Source organism: Streptococcus porcinus, from assembly GCF_901542335.1.
GTDB classification, from domain to species: Bacteria; Bacillota; Bacilli; order Lactobacillales; family Streptococcaceae; genus Streptococcus; species Streptococcus porcinus_A.
In genome coordinates, this window is record NZ_LR594036.1 from 513,495 (window position 1) to 527,446 (window position 13,952).

Here is a 13,952-nt window from a genome sequence, read left to right on the forward strand (position 1 = left end):
CTGAAAATGATTATATCAGATGTTTGAATTATCCTGAAAAAGTGTTAGAATAGTTGTATTATCTAAAAAGGAGATAAGTAATTTGTCTAAACAGTATAAAAATCTTGTTAACGGTGAATGGAAACTTTCTGAAAATGATATCAAGATTTACGCACCAGCAACTGGAGAAGAGTTAGGTTCTGTTCCAGCTATGTCAACTGATGAAGTAGACTTTGTCTATGATTCAGCGAAAAAAGCCTTTCCAGCTTGGCGCAGTTTATCATATGTGGAACGCGCAGCGATTCTACATAAAGCGGCAGATATTTTAGTTAGAGACGCAGAAAAGATTGGTGCTATTCTTTCTAAAGAGGTAGCAAAAGGCCATAAAGCAGCTGTAAGTGAAGTTGTTCGCACGGCTGAAATTATCAATTATGCTGCGGAAGAAGGTATCCGTATGGAAGGGGAAGTGCTTGAAGGTGGTAGTTTTGAAGCATCAAGTAAGAAAAAAATTGCCATTGTTCGCCATGAACCTGTAGGTCTAGTCTTAGCTATCTCACCATTTAACTATCCCATTAATTTAGCGGGCTCAAAAATCGCTCCTGCTTTAATTGCTGGGAATGTTGTTGCCCTCAAACCACCAACACAAGGCTCTATTTCTGGTTTATTGTTAGCAGAAGTTTTTGCTGAAGCTGGAGTACCGGCAGGGGTCTTTAATACTATCACAGGTCGTGGTTCTGTTATTGGGGGCTACATTGTTGAGCACGAAGCGGTTAACTTTATTAATTTCACAGGTTCGACACCTGTTGGAGAACATATCGGTCAATTAGCTGGTATGCGTCCGATTATGCTTGAACTTGGTGGAAAAGACTCAGCTATTGTTTTAGAAGATGCTGATTTAGCTCTAGCAGCTAAAAATATTGTTGCCGGTGCTTTTGGCTATTCTGGACAACGCTGTACAGCCGTTAAACGTGTATTGGTTATGGATAGCGTTGCAGATGAGCTCGAAAAACATGTTTGTGACTTAGTTTCTAATTTGAGCATTGGTATGCCAGCTGATGATGCTGACATTACTCCTTTGATTGATACCAAGGCCGCAGATTTTGTTGAAGGTTTAATTAAAGATGCTAATGCTAAAGGAGCAAAAGCTTTAACAGAAATCAAACGTGAGGGCAATCTTCTTTCACCAGTAGTGTTTGATCATGTTACAACAGATATGCGTTTAGCATGGGAGGAGCCGTTTGGACCAGTCTTACCATTTATTCGTGTGAAGTCTGTTGAAGAAGCCATTGAGATTTCAAATGCTTCCGAATATGGCTTACAAGCTTCAGTATTCACTAATAACTTCCCACAAGCTTTTGCAATTGCTGAGCAACTAGAAGTTGGTACTGTTCATCTTAATAATAAGACGCAACGTGGAACAGATAATTTCCCATTCCTAGGTGCTAAAAAATCAGGTGCAGGAGTACAAGGGGTTAAATACTCAATTGATGCAATGACAAACTTAAAATCAATTGTTTTTGATATTGCATAATTAAAATAGAGTACTCATGAACAAGTTTTCTTAGAAAACTTGTTTTTATTTAATAATAATTTATCAGTTAATTTAATTGAATTTCCTGAATAATGCCACATTTTTTTCATTTATTTCTCTTATCTATTGTGTTAAAATATCAAAGTAGTTAAGGAGAAAATATGAAGAAAATTCTATACCTTATCATCACACTTTTTCTCGTTGTTGGTCTTGGTCTAGCAGCATATACCTATCATGAAAAACAAATGCAAAAACAAATAGCAAGTGCTGTAATAACGGAAAAGAAAAAGCAACTTGATGGTCCAGAAATGAAATCTACCAAAGTTTTAAAGGTAGGTAATAAACAATTCTATTACTTAGCGCCGTTAAAAGATAATAGTTCATTCTATAAAGAAAATTTACCTTTATCTTTGTACCAAAATTTAAGTGATAAAAAAGAAATTATTTTTATTAAGCCAGAATTTAAAGACACCCCTTTAAATAAGGTTAAAAAGGTCTTTATTCATCAAATAACCTATAAAAAAGAATTATTTAAGCTTACTAAAAAGTCAGATAATATTATTAGTAGTTATCATCTAAAATCTGATTATAGTCAATTTAAAGTAACTGATTTAGTCAATGGTCATATTGATCGGGTTGCTCAAGAAATTAAAAAATTGGATCCTGACGCCGTTTTTGACCCTAGTATCATGGGAAGGCTTTCTGAACGTAAGGGAAAGTTAACGGATACATTGTTAATTAATGAAAAAGGAATTACCGTTCAAGACAAGAAGGTTATTCCCTTTCAAAACCTGTTTGATGTTATTGATCCTCATTATCTAAAGGGACAAATAAAAAATGACTATGAACAGTATTTGAAAAAGAAAAAAGAAGAGGCAGATGCTAAAGCTTCTAAAGAAAAAATGGTTGCTCTAACCTTTGATGATGGACCAAATCCTGCAACCACTCCAAAAGTTTTAGAGTTATTAAGTAAATATGGCGCTAAAGCAACCTTCTTTATGATGGGATCAAAAATTGCGGGAAATGAAGCGCTGGTCAAAAAAGTACATGATTCAGGTAACGACATTGGTAATCATTCTTGGGATCATCCTAACTTAACTAAATTAAGCCCAGATCAGGTTAAGTCACAAATTCAATCAACTAATGATGCCATTGTAAAAGCCTGTGGTCAAAAGCCCGTCTACCTAAGGCCGCCATACGGTGCAACAAATGAGATGGTAAAACAAGCCTCCGGTATGAATCAAATGCTGTGGACAGTAGATACCCGTGATTGGGAAAATCATAGTACTGAAGGGATTATGTCGAATATTAAGAGTCAATTACAACCTGGTGGTGTTATTTTGATGCATGACATTCACCAAACATCAGTAGATGCTTTGCCGACGGTTTTGGAGTACCTAAAAAAAGAAGGCTATCGTTGTGTAACGATTAGTCAATTGATGGGGGAATAAAAAAGTTATTCGATTACAAGTGAAATAGCTCTTAGAAATGCTTTTATGCAGTGTTTCTAAGGGTTTTTCTTTTGTTAGAGTCAAAAAAAGATTGAAGGAAAGTTGGTCGTATTGGACGTTTTCTTCAATCTAAATCTTAAATAAATTTTTTACTTTTGTTGTAATTTTTGGTTGTGTAAGGTTAATTCTGAAACTGGAGCAAATTTTTTTAATTTCTTGATGTCTTCGGGATGATTAACAAAGGTAATAACTACTCCTTTATTCCCCATTCTACCAGTTCTGCCAGCTCGATGAGTGTAGTTTTCCTTGTCACGGGCTACTTCAAAATTAATAACGTACTCAAGTTGATCAATATCAATGCCTCGAGCAACTAAATCAGTAGCTAATAAGAGTGAGATGTCATCATTCTTAAATTTTTCAAGAATTGCTTTTCGGAATTTTACATTGATATCACTAGCTAGAGAAACAGCATTTGTTCCCATATATTGTAATTTTTCTTCACTTGCTCCTAAATCGGATAGGTTATTAAAGAAAACTAGGGCCCGAAAGTTAGGGATATTGGAAAATTTTCGTAAAAGGTCAAGACGATTACGTTTATCTACCGATATATAGTAGTGTTTGATAGAGGTTAACTTTTGGTGGGATAAGTCAATAGTTACCGTGTCGGTAGCTAAAACATCTTTTGAAACTCTGTCGGTTGCACTCATGTAAATCATTTGATGGCTTTTAGGGACATGGTGAGAAATTTTTTGAACAAAGCGATATTGTGAGTCGCCTAGAAGTTCATCAAATTCATCCAATACAATGGTGTCTACATTCATCATTTTAATTTTTTTATGTTGAATTAACTCATAAACACGACCTGGAGTACCAATTATAATTTGGGGACCTTTTTTGAGGCGTTCAATTTGTCTTTTCTGACTTGTACCAGAAATAAAGAGTTGAGCGACTATTCCTAATGGCTCAGCCCACTCTTTAGTAACGTCAAATATTTGACCAGCTAATTCTGTATTTGGTGCTAGAATTAACAATTGCTGGGCTTTTTTACCTTCAATCTTTAATAGACTTGGCAAGAGATAGGCTAAGGTTTTACCAGTTCCAGTTGGGCTAATACCCAGTACATTTTTGCCTTGGCGAATGGGTTCAAAGACTTGTTCTTGAATAGGCGTTAACTGTGCTATTTGACTCTGGGCAAGTTGATCTTGCCAAATTTGGGGAAATTCTTTTAACATTCTATGTCCTTTTAACTTTCTTACTATATATTATAGCATGAAATAGTTTTAGTTTCTAAGTATAGTTAAACTCAATTTAAAAATCGGATTAGATAGCCATATTGTTTGAATTTTGGTAAAATATACCGAAGACTTTTTAGAGATGGAGTAAAGAATGAATAAGAAGCCGATTATTATAGGTGTTACAGGTGGGTCTGGTGGCGGAAAAACAAGTGTATCAAGAGCAATTTTGGATCATTTTCCTAACGCAAGAATTGCTATGATTCAACATGATTCTTATTATCGGGATCAAGCTCATTTAAGTTTTGAAGAAAGAGTAAAGACGAATTATGATCACCCATTAGCTTTCGAAACTGATTTTATGATTGAACAGCTGAAAGAATTATTAGAAGGACGACCGGTTGATATTCCGATATATGATTACAAAGCACATACCCGGAGTCATAAAACTTTCCGTCAAGAACCACAAGATGTTATTATTGTCGAAGGAATCCTAGTATTAGAGGATGAGCGCTTACGTAATTTAATGGATATCAAACTTTTCGTTGATACTGATGATGATATTCGAATTATTCGTCGTATTAAACGTGATATGATGGAGCGTGGTAGGAGTTTAGATAGTATTATTGAACAGTACACAACTGTTGTAAAACCTATGTATCATCAATTTATCGAGCCAAGTAAACGTTATGCAGATATTATTGTTCCTGAAGGTGTGAGTAATGTCGTAGCTATCGATTTAATCAACACAAAAATTGCAAGTATATTAGCGGAATATCAAGGTGAATAATTTAAGAGTAATACTAGCACTTCTCAGTATATTATTGTTATGGAACTTGATTGTTTTTGCAGTTTATGGGATTGATAAAGGTAGAGCAATTAAAGGCCGATGGCGTATCTCAGAGTCAACTTTAATCGGAATGACTCTCTTTTTTGGAGGACTAGGTGCTTGGCTTGCCGCTAAAATATTTCATCATAAAACACAGAAATGGTACTTTCAAGTGATTTGGGGCATAGGAATAGCTATTCTTGTGATACTGGGATATTTTATTTATTTTTATTCTTGTCTCAATTAAGCTATTGAAAGTAGGCTATTCAGATCATGGATGGCAAAGGTAATACTTAAAGAAAAAAACTTCTTGTGATATAATAGAACAATGAATATGACGACAAAAGAAAAAAATTATCAACTCATGATTGCTCAGGCGCAGGCTTTATTTGCCAATGAAGATAATGCTATGGCCAACTTAGCAAATGCTAGTGCCTTATTAATGGCTAGCTTACCTCATTCTGTTTTTTCAGGTTTTTATTTATTTGATGGAAATGAGCTCATTCTAGGTCCTTTTCAAGGTGGTGTTTCCTGTGTTCGGATTGCTCTAGGTAAAGGTGTTTGTGGTCAAGCTGCGCTAGAAGAAAAAACCATTATTGTGTCAGGCGTCACACGACATGAAAATTATATTTCCTGTGATTCCAAAGCAATGAGCGAGATTGTGATACCTATGATTAAAAACGGTCACCTATTGGGGGTCTTAGATTTGGACTCCTCAGTAGTGGATGATTATGATCAGTTAGATCGTGTCTACCTGGAGCGACTTGTCGCAATTTTGGTAGAGAACAGCTCTTTCAATTTTGAGATATTTGGGGTGAAAAATTAATGTACCAAGCTTTGTATCGAAAATATCGGAGTCAAACCTTTGCTGAAATGGTTGGACAAAAGGTGATTTCGACAACTTTAAAACAAGCCGTTTCATCAGGCAAGATTAGCCATGCTTATTTATTTTCTGGACCACGTGGAACGGGTAAAACGAGTGCTGCTAAAATTTTCGCAAAGGCAATGAACTGTCCAAATCAAATTGATGGGGAACCTTGCAACCACTGTGATATCTGCCGTGATATTACCAATGGTAGCTTAGAGGATGTGATTGAGATTGATGCAGCTTCAAATAATGGAGTCGATGAAATTCGTGAGATTCGTGATAAATCAACTTATGCCCCTAGCCGAGCGACTTATAAGGTTTACATTATAGATGAAGTTCATATGTTGTCGAGTGGGGCTTTCAATGCTCTATTAAAGACTTTGGAAGAGCCTAGTCAAAATGTTGTCTTTATCTTAGCTACAACAGAGCTTCATAAAATCCCTGCTACGATTCTTTCAAGAGTTCAACGATTTGAATTCAAGTCTATCAAACAAAATGACATTAGCAGTCATCTTGCCTGGATTTTAGAAACTGAAGAAATTCCTTATCAAGATGGTGCCTTAGATTTGATTGCCCGAAGGGCAGAAGGTGGGATGAGAGATGCCTTGTCGATATTGGATCAGGCATTAAGTTTATCAGCTGAAAACCAGGTTGATTTAGCTATTGCTGAAGAAATAACAGGGTCAATTAGTTTGGCTGCTCTAGACACCTATGTGTTCAACCTTCATCATCACAATGCCCAAGCGGCACTGTCAGATCTGGCTACTATTTTTGATAATGGAAAAAGTATGAGTCGTTTTGCTACGGACTTACTCACTTATTTGAGAGATTTATTGGTGGTAAAAGTGGGTGGTCAGACCTATTCACAATCAGAGCATTTTCAGGAGAATTTGCAGATTGAAACGGACGCTATCTTTGCTATGATTGCAACTATTACCAAGTATTTACCGGAAATTAAAAAAGGCAGTCATCCTAGAATTTATACTGAAATGATGACCATCGCCTTGTCTAAACCGGCTACTCCAACTACTTTGGGAAAGTCAGAAGAAGTACTGACTGATTTGGAAAATTTGCGAGCTGAGGTGGCCCTGTTAAAAGAAACTTTAGCATCTTTAGAACTACAGACTTCGCAAACACAAGCGAATACAGCTGTTGCTAGCAAAGCTAATTATTCTCGGAAAACCTTTACCTACAAAGTCGATCGTCAGAAAATTTTGACTATCATGGAGGAAACTGTTCAAGAGAGTGAAAAATCGCGACAATATCTAGATTCTTTAAAATCGGTGTGGAATGAAATTTTGGATAGTATTTCTCCCCAAGATAGAGCTTTGCTTTTAGGTTCAGAGCCAGTTCTTGCTAATAGTGAAAATGCTATTTTAGCCTTTGAAGCAGCTTTTAATGCGGAGCAAGCTATGAACCGCCAAGATTTAAATGATATATTTGGGAATATTATGAGTAAGGCAGCTGGTTTTGCACCAAATATCCTTGCAGTACCAAGGGCTGATTTTAATCACATTAGGTCGGAGTTTGCCAAGCAAATGAAGGCTCAAGCACAGGAGCCGGTAGAAGAAAAAAAATCCAATGAGATTCCAGAGGAGTTTGGTTTCTTAAAGGATAAGATAAAAACAATAGAGGATTAATGATTACTAAAAAAAGAAAATTCATGGCAGAATTTTCTTTTTATTGATAGAATACCAATATGACAATTAGACAATTTATAATTATGGCCATTATTTGTGCCTTTGAAACTTATTTTTTTAATGAAGCGATGTTTTCAGGTAATTTATTATTTGCTGGCTTTTGGGGCTTTTTGTTGATAAGAGATTTAAGAAAAGCTCATGCCATCACTAAATTTGCTAAGAGTCTGTTGGAAGCAACGCGATCTACCAAGAAGAAAGACTAATTTCGCCACTTCTTAAGATTTGCTGTTGGCCATCGGCTAGTTGCACTATGAGATGACCTTGATCTGTAATGTCAATAGCGCGTGCAGTTACTAATTGGTCCTTTTCTAAAAAAGAAACCTCTCTGTCTAGTACTAATGACTTTTCTTTGTAAACTTTTAAATGGTCTTTAACAGGAATATTAAAAAATAGATTCCATATTTCAACGATTAATTGGTTACGACTAATGGGGGCATTTCCCTGAAAAAGGGATCCAGCCTTAGAGCGGATTTCATCAGGAAAGCTTGGGATATCGAAATTTAATCCTACACCAATAATAACATCTGTAATTAAGCCTGTTTCAACAGAAGTAATAGCTTCGGTAATGATACCGGCTATTTTTTTTTGCTTCAAGTAGATATCATTAACCCATTTAATCTGGGTTTCAATACCTGTTAAACGGGAAATGGCTTTAACGATACTTGAAGCTACCATTAGTGTGTAGGGATTAAGTTGAGCATAAGTAACATTTGGTTTTAAATGAAGAGACATGTAGATACCACCTGTATTAGATGTAAAAAAGTCACGATTCATTCGACCTTTAGCTTTTTCCTGACTGGTTGCTAGGAATAAATGGGGAGTCTGCTCGTTAGCTGTAATACTATCTTTAGCATCTTTCTGGGTTGATATACTATTTGCAGTTAAGGTCACTGGAAAGTCTAAGGCTTGACTAATATAACCAGGTAACAGCAAGTCACCTCTTACGAGCTTATAGCCTTTAACTTTCGATTTCTCAATGACTAATCCTTGATTTTCTAAAGATTTAATAGCTTTCCAGATAGAAGTTCTAGATAAATTAATTTTATCTGCCAACACTTCGCCACTAACAAACTGATTAGATTCATTTAAAAGAGTATATATTTTTTCAGATGTTTTCATAGCTATAGTATAGCTTATTTTTTGTTCTTTTTAAAGTTAGAGCTCAAAAAAACAGTTTATTTAATTAAATAAATATTATAATAAAATAAATAAAGCATTGCAAAAAGAAACTTTTTTGATATAATTAACTAGTTAACTAAAATTTTGGAGGAAAAATGAAAAAACGTACATATTTACTTATAGTAGGACTGACATTATCATGTGGTACTGCTATCGCTATTAATTTATCGCAGTCTAAAGAATTATCGAAGACTGTGCCTGGAAGTCAAAAAATCAGCACTGAGGTTCAAAAAAAACAAAAGATAGCTGCTTCCAAAAAAAGAAAGGGGACAGCAGGTGTTGATTATCCGACAAGTGATGGTTTTAAATTAGAGGCTCACTCAAAGATTTTATCTCGGACTGATTCAGGGATTGTAGTAGAACATGGCAATCATTCCCATTTCATTTTCTATAAAGATTTACAGGGGACTGCTTTTGCCTATTTGATACCTGAGGGTGCAAGTCTAAGTAAGCCATCCGAACTGGTGATGAAATCTTCTGATTTTGGTGCAGGTCACCATTATGTCTTTGATCCCAAAGATATTGTTGCAGAAGATGCTAATGGTTATACCGTAAGGCATGATGATCATTTTCATTATATTTTAAAATCAAGTCTAGGGCTTACTTCAACTACCCCCACCGGCCTGACTCACTCTCAGACCTTCCATCGTAGTAGACACTATGTGCCTCAAAATAGAGGAATTTCTGGTTTAGACTATGCAACCTCGGATGGCTTTAAATTTGATGGAACTGGTATTGTTGGGACTACAAAGGAGAGCATTCTAGTTAATCATAACGGTCATTTGCATCCGATTTCTTTTGAGGATTTACGTAAATCAGGGTGGGAAACTGTTGCAGAAGAATTTGAACATAAAGCTAATAAAAAAGACCACAATACTGTTGAGAAAAAAGAAGATGATTTTCAACTTAAGCTAGACTACCTGGCAAAAGCTTTGAATCTACCCTCAACTGTAATTGAACGCATTGAGACAGAAGACGGTCGGATTGGTCTTAAGTACCCTCATCATGATCATAGTCATGTCTTAATGTTAGAGGATATTGAAATAGGTAAGCCTATCCCTGATCCTCATGAGCTTGAGCACGAGAGGGAATTAGAAAAGCACAAAGTGGGTATGCAGACCTTGAAAAAGATGGGATTCGATGATGATGTAATACTTGACATTGTTAGAACTCATCAAGCAGAAACGGAATTTCCATCTAATGAAACCAATCCGGAGCTAATGAAAAAATGGTTAGCTACAGTTAATAAATTAGACCTTGGTAGTCGTCAGAATCCATTAAAACGTTTTGGCTTAGCTCTTCTTCCAAATTTAGAAACCTTGGGTATTGGCTTTACACCAATTGATGATATGAAGCCGGTTCTTCAATTTAAAAAATTGAAACGTTTATTAATGACAGCAACAGGGGTTAAAAATTATGATTTCTTACAGTATATGCCACAGCTTGAAGCTATTGATATCTCACAAAACCAGATAGGTGATTTAAGCTTCTTGAAGCCTTATAAAAATTTGAATTTAATTGCAGCAGCAGATAATAATATCAAATCATTGGAACCTTTGGCAGAACTTCCGAATTTAAAATTTTTAGTATTAAGTAATAATGATATTCAAGATTTGAAACCGTTACAAGGTTTGGACAAGTTGCAAGAAATTCATATTGAGAATAATAAGCTTAGTGATTTGAGTCCATTAGCTGGAAAGAAAGAGTTAAAAGTTTTAAACCTTTCAGAAAATAGTAATGTTGATTTATCAACTTTAACCCTTCCGAATTTGGAGACTCTGACAGTTAACAATAGTGGTTTGAAACATTTAACATTCTTGGGGAAAAATTTGTCACTTTCAGAATTAACTGCAGCAAAAAACCAAATTGAAAGTTTAGAAGGAATCGAGCTGGCTAAAAAACTTCATTTCCTTGATGTTCAAGGAAATAAGATTAGCAGTCTGAAAATTCCTGGAAAGCAGGAATCTCTAAAATTTATAAATGTTTCTGATAATAAATTACAAAACTTAGAGGGAATAAACGACTATAAATCACTGGAAACCTTACGTGCAGCTTCTAATGACATTAACACCTTAAAGGTATCAGAACCAAATCAACAAGTTAAAAGTCTAGATGTTAGCCATAATCAAATACCCAAAGAAGAGTTGACTTTAAATGAGAAAGAAATTCCGGTTGGAGTAGCTCAACATTTTAAAGCTGTTACAGAAGGCTCTATTGAAGGGAACAAATCTGCTCATGAAACTTCTAGATTAGTAGAGAAGAGTACTGATGATAAAGAGGAAAGTAAAGAAGCGACTGAGTAATTTTTCTTATTTTTCCATAGTTTCCTATAGTCTTTCAAACATTTTTCTCAAAGGTAACAAGTTGATAATCTTAAAAAAATGATATAATAGACAAGTTAATGAGTCCCGAAAAGGCAGAAAAAGATAATTTTTCTGGTTCTTTGTAACTTTTTAACCACATTGGTCTAAAAGACTGATAAAATTGCAAGGCTTAAGCTTGCAAGTGTTTAAACTTATTAAAAGGGGGACATTTATATGTCAGAACGTAAACTTTTCACGTCTGAGTCAGTTTCGGAAGGACATCCAGATAAGATTGCAGATCAAATTTCAGATGCAATTTTAGATGCTATCCTTACAGAAGACCCAGAAGCCCATGTAGCTGCTGAGACAGTTGTATATACTGGATCTGTTCATGTTTTTGGGGAAATCTCGACATCGGCCTATGTTGATATTAATCGTGTGGTACGTGATACTATCGCAGAAATTGGTTACACTGAAGCAGAATATGGTTTTTCTGCAAATTCTGTAGGTGTACACCCATCTTTAGTTGAGCAATCAGCCGATATTGCGCAAGGAGTTAATGAAGCTCTTGAAATCCGTGAGGGAGCTGCTGATGAATTGAATGTAATAGGTGCTGGCGATCAGGGGCTAATGTTTGGCTTTGCAATTGATGAAACACCAGAATTAATGCCTTTACCTATAGCTCTGTCACACAAGTTGGTTAAAAAGCTAGCTGATTTACGAAAAGCTGGTACTATTTCCTATTTGAGGCCAGATGCTAAATCTCAAGTGACGGTTGAGTATGATGAGTCAGATCAACCAGTCAGAGTTGATACTGTTGTTATCTCTACCCAACATGATCCTGATGTTAGCAATGAACAAATTCGTCAAGATGTGATTAATCACGTTATTAAAGCGGTCATACCTGCTAATTTACTGGATAGCCAGACACGCTATTTTATTAATCCCACAGGCCGGTTCGTTATTGGAGGACCTCAAGGAGATTCTGGTCTAACGGGTCGTAAAATCATCGTTGATACCTATGGGGGCTATTCTCGCCATGGTGGAGGAGCCTTTTCTGGTAAAGATGCTACTAAGGTAGATCGCTCAGCTTCCTATGCAGCTCGTTATATTGCTAAAAATATTGTTGCAGCTGGACTAGCTAGAAAAGCTGAAGTACAATTAGCGTATGCAATTGGGGTTGCCCAGCCGGTTTCTGTTAGAATTGATACTTTTAATACGGCAACTGTATCAGAGAGTCGGATTGAGGCAGCAGTGAGACAATTATTTGATTTACGTCCTGCCGGAATTATCCAAATGCTTGATTTGAAACGCCCTATTTACAAGCAAACGGCTGCTTATGGGCATATGGGAAGAACAGATATTGAGCTTCCTTGGGAAAAAATAGATAAAGTTGATGCTTTGAAGAAACTACTAAGTTAAGTTTTTGTGGCAATTTTAATTTTTATAAAAGGATAGATGAGTGTTTGAAAAGAACCGCTTATAATGGACAGTATAAAAGAAAGTTATACTGTTCTTATAAGGAGGTTCTTTTTCTATGGCAAAAAAAGGAAGTCGCTTTCAACGTTACTCATATGAATTTAAACGTCAAGTTGTTGAAGATTATCTCAGTGGACAAAGTGGAGGTATGCCTGCAATTGTTAAAAGATAGGGACTAAAATCCACCTATCAGATTAGGCATGGGTAAAGAAATATCAAGCAAACCTTACAGCCCTATCTCTAGACTTACGAGGCTCTGGTAGAAAACCTAAGGTTAAAAAGATTGACTTAGAAGAAATGACTCTAGAAGAACAAAACGCCTATCTTTGTATAGAGAATGATATTTTAAAATAACTACGGGCTCTTCAAAAGAAGTAAGAAGAGTCCACAAATATCAAGTAATAGACAAGTTGAAATCTACTTACTCAATTACAGCACATTGTTACTATTTTGGTTTCCCGAGATCTTCCTATTATCTGTGGGTTGCCTGGAAGGCCACTTTATAAGGCGTTTAATCAAGATTTAGTCAAACCAATAACTGAAATTTTTACTGAGCAACCTAAAGGGGATCGCTATGTTTGTAGCCAACTAAGAAGACACTATAACATCATTCGTAATAATAAAACAATATACCGTTACATGAGAATTTTAGGGCTCAAATCACCTATCCGTCAGAAGAAATATCATTATTGGACACAACGTGAAATAAATGAAAAGGCAAGACACGTCCACTATAACGTTCTTGCCCAAAACTTTAAAGCATCTCGCCCTCTTGAGAAGTGTGTTGCTGACGTAAGCTTTGTCAATCACAACCATGGACGGATGTATTTAAGTGTCATTAAAGACTTATATGACAACTCTATTCTAGCCTATACCATATCAGATTTCAATGATAACCAACTAGTATTTAGGACTATTGACTTAGTGTTTGATGAAGATTGGAATACAACAAAAGAATGCATCCTTCATTCAGATCAAGGGTTCCAATATCCTAACAAAGTGTACTTAAAGAAGTTAGATCAACTAGGAGTTGCTATTTCGCACTCTGGTAAAGGTAACTGTTATGATAATACCTGTTGCGAGAATTTCTTTTCCCATCTCAAAAGTGAATCCTTAAAACTTCACATTCCTGAGGACAGGGCTAGTCTAATAAATCAAATTGATGACTATATTCTTTGGTATAACACTGATAGACCACAAGAAAAACTAAAAGGTATGACTCCTTTTGAATTTAGGAAATCATACTTCTAAATAACTAGCTTTTTTTAATTGTCCATTATAAATGGTGCTTGACAGTTCGTCTATCTTTTTTTTGAATTTTTAATAGCTATCTCCGAAAGGTTGTAAAGTCAGTCTGATCATTCATTTGTGTTGCACATTAAATTATGATAAAATAAAAAG

12 protein-coding genes are annotated in these 13,952 nt (G+C 35.6%); 10 read left to right on the forward strand and 2 right to left on the reverse strand.

Annotation, left to right across the window (positions count from 1 at the left end):
* The first annotated feature begins 82 nt into the window (after nt 1–82).
* Both FGK96_RS02560 and FGK96_RS02565 read left to right on the forward strand, forming a co-directional pair.
* Nucleotides 83–1,510 (forward strand): NADP-dependent glyceraldehyde-3-phosphate dehydrogenase, encoded by a 1,428-nt coding sequence (locus FGK96_RS02560; RefSeq protein WP_138081061.1) that lies wholly within the window; start codon nt 83–85, stop codon nt 1,508–1,510.
* 161 nt (nt 1,511–1,671) lie between these two features.
* Nucleotides 1,672–2,961: a polysaccharide deacetylase family protein gene (locus tag FGK96_RS02565; RefSeq protein WP_138081063.1), complete on the forward strand. Its 1,290-nt coding sequence runs from the start codon at nt 1,672–1,674 to the stop codon at nt 2,959–2,961.
* A 149-nt stretch (nt 2,962–3,110) separates the two neighbouring features.
* Here the strand turns inward: FGK96_RS02565 and FGK96_RS02570 are convergent, their stop codons facing one another.
* Nucleotides 3,111–4,193, reverse strand: coding sequence for a DEAD/DEAH box helicase (locus tag FGK96_RS02570; protein WP_138081065.1), 1,083 nt, complete (start codon nt 4,191–4,193; stop codon nt 3,111–3,113).
* A gap of 154 nt (nt 4,194–4,347) precedes the next feature.
* Between FGK96_RS02570 and udk the strand changes: the two genes are divergently transcribed.
* From udk to FGK96_RS02595, 5 genes are all read left to right on the forward strand, one after another.
* Entirely contained in the window at nt 4,348–4,983 is a 636-nt protein-coding gene (gene udk / locus FGK96_RS02575; RefSeq protein ID WP_003082967.1) for a uridine kinase, read from the forward strand.
* On the forward strand, nt 4,976–5,269 hold the full coding sequence (locus FGK96_RS02580) for a DUF1294 domain-containing protein (RefSeq protein WP_138081067.1): 294 nt from the start codon (nt 4,976–4,978) through the stop codon (nt 5,267–5,269). Before udk ends, FGK96_RS02580 begins: the two co-directional genes overlap by 8 nt.
* Before the next feature lie 81 nt (nt 5,270–5,350).
* Nucleotides 5,351–5,848: a GAF domain-containing protein gene (locus FGK96_RS02585; protein ID WP_138081069.1), complete on the forward strand. Its 498-nt coding sequence runs from the start codon at nt 5,351–5,353 to the stop codon at nt 5,846–5,848.
* Nucleotides 5,848–7,530, forward strand: coding sequence for a DNA polymerase III subunit gamma/tau (dnaX, locus tag FGK96_RS02590; RefSeq protein WP_138081070.1), 1,683 nt, complete (start codon nt 5,848–5,850; stop codon nt 7,528–7,530). The genes FGK96_RS02585 and dnaX overlap by 1 nt, the downstream gene beginning before the upstream one ends.
* Nucleotides 7,531–7,589: 59 nt before the next feature.
* On the forward strand, nt 7,590–7,793 hold the full coding sequence (locus FGK96_RS02595; RefSeq protein WP_138081072.1) for a DUF3272 family protein: 204 nt from the start codon (nt 7,590–7,592) through the stop codon (nt 7,791–7,793).
* Here the strand turns inward: FGK96_RS02595 and birA are convergent.
* The gene (birA, locus tag FGK96_RS02600) at nt 7,774–8,709 is read right to left on the reverse strand and encodes a bifunctional biotin--[acetyl-CoA-carboxylase] ligase/biotin operon repressor BirA (protein ID WP_138081074.1); all 936 of its coding nucleotides are present in this window, start codon (nt 8,707–8,709) and stop codon (nt 7,774–7,776) included. The genes FGK96_RS02595 and birA overlap by 20 nt on opposite strands.
* A gap of 155 nt (nt 8,710–8,864) precedes the next feature.
* Between birA and FGK96_RS02605 the strand changes: the two genes are divergently transcribed.
* From FGK96_RS02605 to FGK96_RS02620, 3 genes are all read left to right on the forward strand, one after another.
* On the forward strand, nt 8,865–11,072 hold the full coding sequence (locus FGK96_RS02605) for a leucine-rich repeat domain-containing protein (protein WP_138081076.1): 2,208 nt from the start codon (nt 8,865–8,867) through the stop codon (nt 11,070–11,072).
* A 234-nt stretch (nt 11,073–11,306) separates the two neighbouring features.
* Entirely contained in the window at nt 11,307–12,494 is a 1,188-nt protein-coding gene (gene metK / locus FGK96_RS02610) for a methionine adenosyltransferase (protein WP_138081078.1), read from the forward strand.
* 507 nt (nt 12,495–13,001) lie between these two features.
* Complete coding sequence (locus tag FGK96_RS02620; protein ID WP_197733239.1) at nt 13,002–13,802, forward strand: IS3 family transposase; 801 nt, start codon at nt 13,002–13,004, stop codon at nt 13,800–13,802.
* The last annotated feature ends 150 nt before the right edge of the window (nt 13,803–13,952 follow it).

Coding starts and splice junctions, on each gene's coding strand:
- FGK96_RS02565 (WP_138081063.1), top strand. CDS start 1,672: ATGAAGAAAATTCTATACCTTATCATCACACTTTTTCTCGTTGTTGGT.
- FGK96_RS02570 (WP_138081065.1), bottom strand. CDS start 4,193: ATGTTAAAAGAATTTCCCCAAATTTGGCAAGATCAACTTGCCCAGAGT.
- udk (WP_003082967.1), top strand. CDS start 4,348: ATGAATAAGAAGCCGATTATTATAGGTGTTACAGGTGGGTCTGGTGGC.
- FGK96_RS02585 (WP_138081069.1), top strand. CDS start 5,351: ATGAATATGACGACAAAAGAAAAAAATTATCAACTCATGATTGCTCAG.
- dnaX (WP_138081070.1), top strand. CDS start 5,848: ATGTACCAAGCTTTGTATCGAAAATATCGGAGTCAAACCTTTGCTGAA.
- FGK96_RS02595 (WP_138081072.1), top strand. CDS start 7,590: ATGACAATTAGACAATTTATAATTATGGCCATTATTTGTGCCTTTGAA.
- birA (WP_138081074.1), bottom strand. CDS start 8,709: ATGAAAACATCTGAAAAAATATATACTCTTTTAAATGAATCTAATCAG.
- FGK96_RS02605 (WP_138081076.1), top strand. CDS start 8,865: ATGAAAAAACGTACATATTTACTTATAGTAGGACTGACATTATCATGT.
- metK (WP_138081078.1), top strand. CDS start 11,307: ATGTCAGAACGTAAACTTTTCACGTCTGAGTCAGTTTCGGAAGGACAT.